The sequence below is a fragment of the Paeniroseomonas aquatica genome, from assembly GCF_030409335.1.
Lineage (GTDB): Bacteria > Pseudomonadota > Alphaproteobacteria > Acetobacterales > Acetobacteraceae > Belnapia > Belnapia aquatica.
This window is the reverse complement of record NZ_JAUFPN010000007.1, coordinates 1-11,739: the sequence shown is the minus strand read 5'-3', so window position 1 is coordinate 11,739 and position 11,739 is coordinate 1. Positions and strand designations below refer to the sequence as shown.

The window sequence follows — 11,739 nt, the reverse complement described above, 5'->3', positions numbered from 1 at the left end:
GCACCACCGGAGGTGGCACTTCCGGTGGAAGTTGCGCCGCAGGTCCCACTTGAGCTGGTGACCGGCATAGGAAACGATGCGCTGGTGATTCACATTGCCCAGGATGCCTACCAAGGCGATGCACAGTATTCCGTACGTGTGGATGGCAAGGCGATCGGCGAAACGTTCACCGCGAATGCTCTGCATAAGGCCGGCACGTTTGATATTCTGACCTTGTACGGTGATTGGAACACAGGCTCCCATGACGTCAAGGTCACGCTCCTCAACGACGCATGGGGTGGGACGTCGGACACCGACCGGAACCTCTATGTTGAGAGCGCAAGTTTCAACGGGGTAGCCATCACAGGTGCTGTCCAGGGCATTTGGGACGACACCTCAGGTGCGTTCAGTTTCACTGAAGCTGCCACAGTCAATCCAGAATCGGTGACAGAGACGCCGACGATCAACCCAGAACCAGTCTTGGTTCGTCAAGACATTGATTGGGATGCGACTTCCACGGCAGTCATGGCTCATTTCAACGACACCGGCAGCTGGGGCAACATCTCGGATTTCTATGTGTGGCGTTAACCAGCAGTAGACTGCCTCAACAAGCCCTTTCCTCGCGCTCGCCCATGTCCATGCCGCCGATCTGCATGACCGGCTCGGGGCTCAAGGCCTCATCGGCGTGCTGGCCCAGCGACCTTCCGTGACTGGAACTAGTGGATGCCGCCAGACAGAAGGTACCCATCGAAGTTCACGGAGAGCCATTGGCAGCCGACCTGCAGGCGGGACTCATTTGTCTGTTTAGTCCCGGCATTTGGTGGAGCGGATTGAGGGTGAAGCGTAAGCGCAGCTACCGGGCCCTTCTTGCGCGGGAGCAGTATGGCTGAGAGGTAGGCCGTCGCGGAGGTGAAGCGATGGCCGGCTCGAAGTCTCGCATCAGTGCTAGCACTGATGCTGCCACAGATGGTGTGACGCGGGTGGAGATCGTCACTCGCGGCGAGGCCCGCCACGAATACACGCCGGATGAGCGGGCCAGGGTCCTGACCGAGGCGGCGAAGCCGGGAGCGCGGGTGCTGCTGGTGGCGCAGCGCTACGGAATTTCGCCGAGCTTGGTGTATCGCTGGCGCCGGGAGACCGCGGGTCGTCCGGCGCGGCAGGCGCTGCCGCGGGCACCGCGCTTCGTGCCGCTGCTGGTCGATGACGGCGACACAAGGCAGTAGCACGGCATGCACCCGCGGGCTGCCGTAGCGGCCGCGGCTGGCCTCGTGCGCAGTGCGGATCTCGGCCGCCACCACGCGGTCCTCAACCGCCCGCGCGCTCTCCGGCCGCCTAACCCAATCGTAGTAGCCGCTGCGGCTCACCCCCAGCACCTCGCACATGACCTGGATGGGGAAGTCGGCGACGTGGTCCTGCATGAAGGCATAGCTCACCTCCGGCCCGTCGCCTGGCCGAAGATGAGCGCCGCCTGTTTTAGGATGTCGCGCTCCATCCGGGCACGGTCGAGTTCGCGCCGCAACCGCGCGATCTCCGCCGCCTGGTCGGCCGGGCTTGGCCCTATGCGACGCGCCGGCACCGCCTGCTCCTTGCGGGGCTTTGGCGCCGGCGTGCCGCTCCCTGCCGCCGTGCGGCCCTCAGCCCAGCGCAGCCAAGCCCGGACCAGCCGGTCCGGCAGGCCCAACTCGGCCGCCACCGCCGTCACCGAGCGGCCACCCTGGATCGCCGCCACCGTCTCCAGCTTGAATGCGTCCGGAAAGGACCGCCGCTGTCTGTTGCTCTCCGCCATCGACACCTCCCAAGCTCCTCAGCCTATCAAAAGTGTCCGTGAAAGCGGGACAGGCCCAGTAGCCGCTTTGACTGATGCCAAGGACGCGGCACAGGCGGTGCACGGGAAACTCCTTCTTCTCTCGTCAACGAGCCTGAAGCTTATCGGCTTCCCTCCCGGGCGAAAAAACGGTGGTGCGCTTCAGGATGTCCCGCTCCTGGCGAAAAATCTCGTTCTCTCGCCGCAGCCGCTTCAGCTCCGCCGTTACGTCCGGCGCTGTCGATCCGCCAAGCGCTTCCGCCGCGCGATCCCGGCTGCGGCCGAGCCAGCCCACCAGCATCGAAAGCCCAACCCCGAGATCCTCCGCGATCTCCCGCTGGGTTCGGCCACTCGTCCTAACGAGCCGGACAGCCTCGTCCTCAAATTCTTTGGTAAACCGTCGCTGCTGCTTCATGGGGGTCCTCTTGCATCATCGGAACCTCTCCACTTTTCCTAGGCAAGTCCACTAACCCGTCTGGTTGTTCCGCACACCCGAAAGGCGGCGCCGCTCTTCTCATTGGGAGACCGGCGCCGCCTTTCACCTGCCATCCGGCGCGAACAGATTTAGCCGGAAGTTGCTCATGACCTTCGCTGGACGAGCCGCTGCCTCAGCTTCCCGGCGACCGCGGTGTCCCGGTCCGAAGGTCCGTGGCTTCCCATGCCATCACGTTCGGCGCCATGAAGCCGTTCAGGTGATTCACCTCAACCTTCACCGGTGCCCCACTCGCCCGATCCAGCCAGATCGTCTCCAGATAGGAGTAGGCCGAGCCCGCAACCTCGAACTGACGCTGCACGCGCAAGGCATCGAAGGTTCCGGCTGTAGTCTCGACCGGGTTGGTGCCGAGCACGCGCCAAGTCTCGAAAATGTGGACGCTGTTGCTGTCGCGGCCGGGCGAGAAGTAGTTAATGCGCTCCTCGCGGGAGCCGCCCATTAACAGCTTGGCCAGCTGGACGCCGCCAGCACGATAGAACAGGCTGCTCGCGGACCAGTAGCCGAGGAATCTGCGCTGACCATCCGCCGTCCGGCAGACCAGCGGATCGCCAGCGTCCTGCCCGCGATAGCTGATTCGCGTGCCGACCGATTGCTCCACCACGGTTCCCGACGCCGGACAGCGGAACTGCGCGTTTTGTGCCTGCACCGGCGCAGCTGTCACCGCGAGCACAACAGCGGCCAGAATTGTTGGGCGGACCATTTGCTACTCCCTGCTGGTCACCTTTTATATTGGCGGCTCCGTTGCGGCGATCGTGGCGACCCTTTCCGACGCTGCTTCGGTACCCGTTACAGAGGCTAGCGGTCGAGCATTGCGGGGCAGTGACGGACCGCCATCATTTTGTTGCAGCGGCGGCCGCTGCGGTGTGCAGCCTCAGACCGGGCGGCGACTGCCTGCGGCGTGCGGCAGCCGCAGTACGGCCTCGGTGCCCCGATCCGGGGCGCTGGAGATGTCCAGCGCCCCGCCATGCGTTTCGGCGATCGCCCGCGCGGTCGGCAGGCCGAGACCGCTGCCGCCGCCCGCCGCCCGAGCCCGGTCGCCGCGGAAGAACGGTTCGAAGATGCGGGCGAGATCCTCCGGCGACAGGCCGGGGCCCTGGTCGCCCACCCGCACGATCACCTCAGCCCGGTTCGCCAGCACCTCGACCCATGGCTCCCGCCCGTACTTTACAGCGTTCTCGACCAAGTTGCGGACCGTCCGCTTCAGCGCCACCGGCCGCGCCAGCACGGTGGCATCGTCGAGGCGTCGCTCCTCAATCAGCGCGCCAGCTTCGGCAAACTCGTCCACCACTACCTGCACCAGCGCCGCGACCGAGACTGGAATGGCAGGCTCGCCGCCGCCATCACCACCACGCAGGTAGGCAAGCACGTCGCTCACCATCCCTTCCATCTCAGCGAGATCGGCCAGAGCGCGCCGCTGCAACTCGACGTCTGGCAGTTCGTGGGCACGCAGCTTGAGGCGCGCAATGGGCGACATCAGATCGTGCGAAAGCGCGCCGAGCGCGAGCGAACGCTGACGGAGCAGGTCGCGCGTCCGTCGGGTTGCGGCCTCGAGGGCCTCCGCCACCTCGCGGACCTCCCGGGGGCCGCCGACCGCCGGTAGCGTGGCCTCACCGTCCGGCGGCAGGCCGCGCACGGCGTGAGCGAGCTTGGCCAGCGGTGCCGCGGCGATCCGCGAGGCGAAAGCAGCGGCGAGCAGCAGGGCAAGGGCGACTACGCCGACGGCGACGCGGAAGGCGGTGTCGTCTGCCGCCAGCAGCGACACCGCCAGCACGCGGGCATTGACCCAGCTGCCGTCGGCGAGGCGCGCGCTGACCACCGCATACTGCAGGATGCCATGCGCTGCATCCAAGCCACCCGGAGCGGTGCGGAGCTCGAGCGCCACCTCGGCGAGGCGTCCGGCATGCTCGAGGTCAGGCTTGGGCGCGCCCCGCCCCTCCGGCACCGTTGGATCGCTGCCCCAGGCCACCTCAAGGTCTGGCCCGGACAGAAGGCGCGCAAGAGCCGGGCGCTCGACCGGCGCGGCGGCAGCGACCGCCACGACCGCGTCGGCGATGCGATGCGCCGCGATTTCTGCCGCGCCGTGCTCGGCGGCCCGCCGCAGCAGGGCGGCGTGTAGAAGGAGGCTCGCCCCCAACAGGGCGACCAGTGTGGCGGCACCAGGGGCGAGGATGCGGCCCGCGAGAGTGTCGGGCAGCCAGCGCCGCCACCAGACCGTCACCGCCACTCCACGTTGTATGCCAGCATATAGCCGACACCGCGCAGCGTCTTAATCACTCCGGCGGCCTCGTCCTGGGCGCTGCCGAGTTTGGCGCGCAGGCGACTGACCTGCGCGTCAACCGATCGCCCCAATCCGCCGAAGGCGCGCCCGCGGGCGAGGTCGATCAATTGGTCGCGCGAAAGCACCCGCTGCGGCCGTTCGACGAAGGCGAGTAGCAGGTCGTACTCGCCGCTGGTCAGCTCGATGCGCCTGCCCTCGGGAGCGGTGAGCTCGCGCCGCCGCGTGTCGAGGGTCCAGCCGCCGAACATCGCCTGGTCGTGGGCAACAGCGCCGACCAGGCCGCCGCGTTCCCGACGGCGCAGCACGGCGCGGATGCGCGCCACGAGCTCCCGAGGGTCGGGCGGCTTTACCACGTAGTCATCGGCGCCGATTTCGAGCCCGATCACGCGGTCGGATGCCTCGCCGAGCGCGGTGAGCAGAATCACCGGTATGTCGCCCTGAGCGCGGATCTCCCGGCAGAGCTCGAAGCCCGACCGACCGGGCAGCATGACGTCGAGCAGGACAAGGTCCACGGTGGCGGCGGCACCCAGAACCTCTCGCATTTCGACGCCGTTGCGGGCCCCGGTGGCGCGAAAGCTGCTACGGCGCAACAGCGAGAGCAACAGCGGCCGTAGCTCGCCATCGTCCTCCACCACCAGCACGTGACGGCCCTCGCCCGAGAGGACCGACGGCGGCTCGCCGAACGTCATAATTCCTGCCGCCTCCCAATCCGTCTCTGACCAAAATACCGACAGCGGTAGAAAAGAGGAGCCCCGGCCGCGAACTGCGTCCGAAGGGCCAGCCGGAGCCGGTGCAGGTGCATGACTTCGAGCTGCCGGCGCTGGGCAAGGTCGCACCCTATGGCGTCTACGACCTCGCCGCCAATGCCGGCTGGGTCAGCGCCGGCGTGGATGCCGACACGGCGGCCTTCGCGGTCGAGAGCATCCGGCGCTGGTGGCAGCAGCTGGGCCAGGCTCGCTATTCCGAGGCGAAGCGGCTGGTCATCACTGCCGACTGCGGCGGCAGCAATGGCGCCCGGGTACGGCTGTGGAAGCGCGAGTTGCAGCGCTTCGCCAATGACACCGGCTTGGCGGTCACCGTGGCGCACCTGCCGCCCGGGACCAGCAAGTGGAACCGCATCGAGCATCGTTTGTTCGCCGCCATCTCGCAAAACTGGCGCGGCAAGCCGCTGGTCAGCCACCAGGTCATCGTCCAGTTGATTGGCGCCACGACGACGAAGACTGGCCTGACGGTGCGCTGCGAACTCGATGCCAGCAGCTATCCCAAGGGCGTCAAGGTCACCGATGCCGAGATGACCGCGCTCGCCATCGAGCGTGATCCGTTCCACGGCGAATGGAACTACACCATCTCACCCAACCAGCAGCCGCCTTGACGTAGTCATTTCGCGTCAGATCCTTAGCATATCAACGCTCCGCCTTCGCTGTCGGTTGGATTGCCGCTGCGGTAGGCATCACGGCTGGCCGCCATTCCCGTTCGGTATCCGTCGCCTGGTTGATGAAGAACTCGTCGCGCGGAAACAGGTCGGTCAGTGGCGGGGCGATCCGAGGGCTCTCCGTTGTCCAGAGATAGGGCTCGCCCGAAACCCGCTCGGCCAAGCTCACCACTGTCGGATTGGCCCGGTGGACATGCGCCAGCACCTCCGGTTCGGCCAGGCGTCGCAGCAGGGCCGCATGGTCGAAGTAAATGGGGTCTTTGCTGCCGATCAGCACGGGAAAGGGCCGCAGCAGCACGGCATGGGGAAAGACCGCGGCGAAGGTATCCACCACCCGCGGGGTCGGGGCGAACTGCACATAGATCCCACCGGGCGCCAGCCGCGCCTTCACCTGTTCGAGGAATTCGGCGCTATAGAGCAACCCGCTATGCGAGGTCTGCGGATGCACTGCATCAGCCTCGATCACGTCATACAATTCATGCCCGCGGGTCAGTGCCTGCCGCCCGTCGCCATATTCGAACCGCACCCGCGGGTCATGCAGCAGGGCCGCGACCACGCCATCGGGCCTCGCCTCGGCGATATCCTCCAGCGTGTCGAGCACCGGCTTGATCAGCTCGACCCCGCGGATGCTGCGGGTCGCCGGGGAGATGGCTGCACCCCAGGGCGTGCCGCCGCTGCCGACGCCGATCGCCAGCACACGTTCGGGCGAGGGATGGACCAGCGGCCCAATCACGCCGAGCAGCATATGGATACCAAGGAAGGGCACCCGCCCCTGGCTATAGCCCATGACGAAGAAGCGGTCCGCGTCGAGCCAGGGCTGGTTCGGCGTCTCCCGGTAAAAGGTCACGCCGCTGCGGTCCTCCGACCAGGCGGCGAAGGTGCCGGGCGCCTGCCGGTGAATGCGGCGCCAGAAGGCTTCATTGCTTGGCAACGCCACCACGGCAAGAGCGCAGGCGGCGGCGAGCCCCAGCTCCAGCCGGCGGTCGCGATGCCCCTGCCAAAGCCAGCCGAGCAGCAGCAGCAGCGAGAGCCCGGCCAGCAGCCGCAGGGTCCCCATGCTGCCGAGCCAATGCAGGGTGATCAGCCCGGTGACGATCGAACCCGCCGCGTTGCCGCAGATATTCGCCAGCTGCACCCAGCCGACCCGCGCGCCGACGCTCGCCAAGTCCTGCTGCACGGCCTGCTGGACGAAGGGGAAGGTCATGCCGATGAGGAAGGAAGGCGGCGCCACCACGGCGACAATCAGCAGGGTCGAGACCAGCATCGGCTTCGGCTCGAAGCGCCAGTCGTCCACGGTGACGAACCAGGACAGCGGCGGCAGGTTCAGCACCAGCCATAACCCGATGATCAGCACCGCCGCCACCACGAAGCCAGCGCCCTGGGTGAGGAAGAAGGCACGCCGGGGATCCGGCAACTGCCGCACCAGCTTCGCCGCGACCGCAATGCCGAGCCCATCAGCCAGCAGGAAGACGCCGAGCACGGTGGGGAAGAGATAGGCGTGATACTGGCCGACCTGGCCGAGCAGCCGGACCCAGAGGATCTCCATCGCCACGATCACATAGCCGGACAGGAAGACCAGCAGTGACCAGAGCGGCAGGCCGCCGAAGGGTTCCGCCATTCGGCCAGCCTTCGCCTGCGGCACCGGTTGCGGCGCATCGCGCAGCCCGGGCAGCAAGGTCAGCGCCAGACCGGCGGCGACCAGGTTGAAGCCCGCTGCGACGCCTAGCGCCCCGACGAAGCCTATATTGCCGACGATCAGCCACCCCCCTAGCAAGGCCCCAAGCCCGGCCCCCAGCGTGTTCAGCCCGTAAAGCTGGCCGATGCGCTCGGCGACGGTATCGAGCGAGACGGCGACGGCGCGGCTCAGCAGCGGCAGTGAGGCGCCCATCAGGGTCGTCGGCACTACCAGCCCGGCGAAGCACAGGGCGAAGATGGCGACCGGCGATTCCACCTGCCCGGCCATGGACAGGGCGAGCCAGTCATAGAGGAAGGGCTTTGACAGCAGCGCGCAGAGCGCGACACCGGCTTCGCAGAGGGCGAAGCCCATGACCGCCCGCGACGGCGACAGCCGGTCCGCGATCTTCGCGCCGATGATGGAGCCAAGGCCCAGCCCGGCGAGGAAGGCCCCCACGACCAAGGCGGCACTAACGGTATCGGAGCCGGCGAAGATTCCGAGCATGCGCTGCCATACGATCTGGCAGAGCAACGCACCGAAGCCAGAACAGAAAAATGCGACCATCAACCTCGACATGACTAGCCATTCACAACCGTAAGATTTAATATAAACAAGAATAATCCGCGTTCGTAGGACAAAAGCCCGTCAATCCAGCACTGAACCGCCCCGGGTTCGCCGGAGGCTGGTGAGTTTGCGTCAGGCCGCCAGCGCAACCTCCTACTAACCACCGCTTCGGTTCCCTCTACATCCGCATCCCGCGTCCCTGTCGGATACCGAGCCGCTGCTGCTCAGCTTGGCGCTGCCGCTCCACCGCCTGCTCCCGCGCCTCATGCGCGCCGCGCCCCGCACGCTCGGCCGATAGCGCCCGTGCAACGCCCGCCATGCCCTCACGCGGACGCTGTCCTTCAGGGGCACTGCGCGCGGCCTCCGCCGGCTCGGCCGCTCCCTCCAGTCCGCCATAGCCCAGCCGCTTCCCCGCTGCCTCCGCAAAGGCCTGCAGCTCCGCCGCCACCTCGGGCTTCGTGGCCACCTCGCGTGACCAGGCGTCGGCCACTGCCGCATTCTGCCGCACCAACCGCTGCCACACGTCCGTCTTCTCCGGCCTGGGCCGGCCACCCTTCTCCCGTGCCACCTCGATCGCCCGCACCGCCGACCAAGCCGCCACCGACAGGCCAGGCACCTCGACCGCATCCCGCCGCCGCTGCACCTCCACCTGCCCGGCGTGCTCGCGCGTCGCGCGCTCCCGGTCTGCCGCCTCGGCCTTCAGGCCCCAGGCGATGCCCCGTACCGCGCCCAGGGCCCGTGCCCGCTCCGCCTTGCTCAGCTGTCCGGCGAGCCAACCGTCCCGCCCACGCAGCGCCCCGAGGATCTCCGGACCCTCCGCCTCCAACACCGCCGCCGCCCGCCGCAAGCCGCCGCCCTCGTGCCGGATGAGCTCGCCCAGCCGCCGGCCCGCCTCCCCCGGGTCGCGGTAGGCGTCCCCCAGGTCCCGCACCCGGTCCGCGACGTGCTGGCGCACCCGTGGATCCGCCTCGGCCACCGCCGTCAGGTCAGCCGGCGTCGTGCTACGCCCCTGGCTATCGCGGCCCCAGGGGTCACGGTGCGCCGGCAACATCGGCGCCGGCTTTTCGGGCTCCGGCTCCGGCTCCGACTTCGGCGGCCCTCGTCCCGGCATGACGATGTCGCCCGCCGGCGCCAGGGGATGCAGCCCGCGCCGCTCAGCAAACGCCGCCACGCCCTCCGGCTTGGCATAGTCGAGACTGGTGTCCTTCGCCCGCGCGCGGGACAGCGCCCGCACCAGCCCCGCACGATCGCCCATTGCCTCCGTCGACCAGTGCAGCGCCACCCCCTCCCGGTGCCGGGTGAGCGCCACATAAGCCATGTGCCGGTCCATCCCTGGCCCGGCCAGCACATGCGCCTGGTCCACCGTCACGCCCTGCGCCTTGTGCACCGTCGCCGCGTAGCCGTGGTCGAGGTGGCCATAGTCGCCGGGGGAGAAGGTCACCGTCGCCCCCTGCCCTGCCGCACCGCCGGCCCCGTCCAGCGCCACCGTCAGCCGCTCGCCCCCGGCCGTCACCGCCAGCACCGTGCCCAGCGTGCCGTTCTTCACCGCGACGCCGCCGCGCCCATCGGGCCCGGCGCCGAGCGCCCGCTCATTGCGGAGGAACATGACCCGGTCACCAGCGGCCATCGCCTGCGCCCCGTTCTCCGTCGCCACTTGGTGCTCGGCGCCCAACTCGCCGCCGGCACGCAGGCGCTCCCGCGCCAGCTGGTTCAGTGCCGCCACGTCGGCCCGGGTTGGCGCCAGCATGACCTGGGAGGAGTTGGGACTCTGCTGACGCCCCGCCGCCCAGCCGGCGACGAGCGCCGCCCGTGCCTCCTCCTGCGTCGCATGGTCCTGCACCGCACCGGCGCCCTCGTAGCGGTCGATTGCCTCGGCCGTCCGTCCGGTCGCCAGCTCGCGCGTGGCGTCCCGCTGCCAGCCCTCCCGCTGCCGCCGCACCTCGCTGATCTCCGCCGCCCCATGCCGCTCGGCTAGCGCCCGGAACGCCGCCCCAGCCTCGATCGCCTGCAGCTGCTCCGGATCGCCCACCAGCACCACCTTCGCCCCGGCCGCGCGGGCCTGGCCCAGCACCCGCTCCAGCTGCCGGCTGCCAACCATCCCGGCCTCGTCCACCACCAGCACGTCGCGTCCGGTCAGCCGGTCCTCCGCCCGCCCCTGCGCCCAGCCCCAGTCGAGGCTCGCCAGGGTGCGCGAGCGGATGCCGCTGCCCGCCTCCAGCCCCTCGGCCGCAATGCCCGACAGCGCTGCCCCGCGGACCCGGTAGCCGGCCGCCTCCCAGGCCTCGCGCGCGACGCCGAGCATCGCCGACTTGCCGGTGCCAGCGTAGCCGACCACCAGCGCCAGGTCGCCGCCCCTGGTGACGTGCCGCAGGGCATCGCCCTGCTCGTCACCGAGCCGCATCCCGCGCACCTCGGCCGCTCGCAGGATGCGGTCGGCCACTACCCGCTCGACCCGGTGCGTCGGCGACCGCGCCAGTGCCGCCCCGGCCGCTTCCAGCCGCTGCTCGACCGCCAGCATCTCTCGCGTCGTGAAGCGGTCCCGCCCGCGCCCGTCCTGGCCAAGCCACACCAGCTCCGGCGTAGCCTCAACCTTGGCCAGCACCTGGCCGAACTGCTCGGCCCCATCGGTATGCCGCGCCACGAACCGCGCCAGCTCCTGCCGGGTGAAGGTGCTCTGCTGCCGGGTGATGGCATCAAGTGCCACCATGGGCTCGGCCGCAATCCGCGCGCCGTTGCGCCGGGCGATGGCATCGTGCTCGACCCGCCGCTCGGCCGCCTCGCCCCGTTCCGCCCGCCGCTCCCCGGCTGGACCCACCTTGTGCTGCGGCTCGAGCGGGATCCCCTGTGCCGCCAGGGACCGGTGGTCGACCCGGGCGTCATGCCCCTGCTCGGCCAGCCGGGCATTCGCAAGCCCCGCCCAACGCTCCCGCCAGCCGACCAGCAGCTCCGTCGCGTTCCACTCCCGGGCCTTGGCACCAAAGCGCCCGGCCATGCCGTCCTGCCCTGGCTCGACCCGCCGGGTGGTCAGCAGGATATGCGCATGCGGCTTAGCCTCGCCGTCGGCACCCTGCGTCCAGTGCACGCAGACATCCGCCACCATGCCGCGCGCCACGAACTCCCGCGCGGCGAAGTCTCGCGCCAGGGCGATCCCTTCCGCCGGACTGAGCTCGCGCGGCAGTGCCACCTCCACCTCGCGCGCCAGCTGCGCGTCCTTGCGCTTCTCCGCCGCCTCGACTGCATTCCACAGCGTGGCCCGGTCCCGCCAGGCGTCCGGCGCACCCTCCGGCAGCAGCACCTCGCGGTGCACGACGCCGGTCTTGGCGGTGAAGTCCTGGTCGCGCCCAAGCCGGTCGTCGTGCAGCCACTCGGCCGCGCGATAGGCCGCCGCGGCGACTGCGCTGCGGCCGCTACCGCGCGAGATCAGCTTGGCTGAGAGATGATAGATCGCCATTGGCAGCCAGGGTAGCGGCAGGCTGAGCGCACGTCACGCAGTGACGTATAAGCGCGCACTTCC

At 69.1% G+C, this 11,739-nt stretch carries 8 protein-coding genes and 2 pseudogenes; 3 read left to right on the top strand and 7 right to left on the bottom strand.

What is annotated here, in order from left to right; genetic code table 11:
• Positions 1-567 (top strand): carbohydrate-binding domain-containing protein (locus tag QWZ14_RS00975; RefSeq protein WP_290314681.1); only part of this gene is annotated, 567 nt, incomplete at its 5' end.
• Between the two features lie 392 nt (positions 568-959).
• Positions 960-1,202 (top strand): transposase, encoded by a 243-nt coding sequence (locus tag QWZ14_RS00970; RefSeq protein WP_290314680.1) that lies wholly within the window; start codon positions 960-962, stop codon positions 1,200-1,202.
• A 206-nt stretch (positions 1,203-1,408) separates the two neighbouring features.
• Here the strand turns inward: QWZ14_RS00970 and QWZ14_RS00965 are convergent, their stop codons facing one another.
• From QWZ14_RS00965 to QWZ14_RS00945, 5 genes and pseudogenes are all read right to left on the bottom strand, one after another.
• Positions 1,409-1,765, bottom strand: coding sequence for a transposase (locus QWZ14_RS00965; protein ID WP_290314679.1), 357 nt, complete (start codon positions 1,763-1,765; stop codon positions 1,409-1,411).
• A gap of 52 nt (positions 1,766-1,817) precedes the next feature.
• Positions 1,818-2,198 (bottom strand): annotated as a pseudogene (locus tag QWZ14_RS00960) (transposase); the annotation flags it as partial.
• Between the two features lie 193 nt (positions 2,199-2,391).
• A complete protein-coding gene (locus QWZ14_RS00955) occupies positions 2,392-2,976 on the bottom strand; it encodes a DUF3108 domain-containing protein (protein ID WP_290314677.1) in 585 nt (194 codons plus the stop codon).
• Between the two features lie 171 nt (positions 2,977-3,147).
• Positions 3,148-4,500, bottom strand: a complete 1,353-nt coding sequence (locus QWZ14_RS00950) for a sensor histidine kinase (RefSeq protein ID WP_290314675.1) — start codon at positions 4,498-4,500, stop codon at positions 3,148-3,150.
• On the bottom strand, positions 4,491-5,243 hold the full coding sequence (locus QWZ14_RS00945) for a response regulator transcription factor (RefSeq protein WP_290314673.1): 753 nt from the start codon (positions 5,241-5,243) through the stop codon (positions 4,491-4,493). Before QWZ14_RS00945 ends, QWZ14_RS00950 begins: the two co-directional genes overlap by 10 nt.
• Before the next feature lie 56 nt (positions 5,244-5,299).
• Here QWZ14_RS00945 and QWZ14_RS00940 point away from each other — a divergent pair.
• Positions 5,300-5,926 (top strand): annotated as a pseudogene (locus QWZ14_RS00940) (ISAzo13 family transposase); the annotation flags it as partial.
• A 31-nt stretch (positions 5,927-5,957) separates the two neighbouring features.
• On the opposite strand, the gene QWZ14_RS00935 reads toward QWZ14_RS00940, so the two are convergent.
• Together QWZ14_RS00935 and traA are read right to left on the bottom strand one after the other, a co-directional pair.
• Complete coding sequence (locus QWZ14_RS00935) at positions 5,958-8,225, bottom strand: fused MFS/spermidine synthase (RefSeq protein WP_290314672.1); 2,268 nt, start codon at positions 8,223-8,225, stop codon at positions 5,958-5,960.
• A gap of 178 nt (positions 8,226-8,403) precedes the next feature.
• Positions 8,404-11,676: a Ti-type conjugative transfer relaxase TraA gene (gene traA / locus QWZ14_RS00930; protein ID WP_290314671.1), complete on the bottom strand. Its 3,273-nt coding sequence runs from the start codon at positions 11,674-11,676 to the stop codon at positions 8,404-8,406.
• Between the last annotated feature and the right edge of the window lie 63 nt (positions 11,677-11,739).

Bases quoted from the DNA above. Each gene is read 5' to 3' on its own strand.
- QWZ14_RS00965 (WP_290314679.1), bottom strand. From the start codon at position 1,765: ATGGCGGAGAGCAACAGACAGCGGCGGTCCTTTCCGGACGCATTCAAG.
- traA (WP_290314671.1), bottom strand. From the start codon at position 11,676: ATGGCGATCTATCATCTCTCAGCCAAGCTGATCTCGCGCGGTAGCGGC.
- QWZ14_RS00935 (WP_290314672.1), bottom strand. From the start codon at position 8,225: ATGGTCGCATTTTTCTGTTCTGGCTTCGGTGCGTTGCTCTGCCAGATC.
- QWZ14_RS00955 (WP_290314677.1), bottom strand. From the start codon at position 2,976: ATGGTCCGCCCAACAATTCTGGCCGCTGTTGTGCTCGCGGTGACAGCT.
- QWZ14_RS00945 (WP_290314673.1), bottom strand. From the start codon at position 5,243: ATGACGTTCGGCGAGCCGCCGTCGGTCCTCTCGGGCGAGGGCCGTCAC.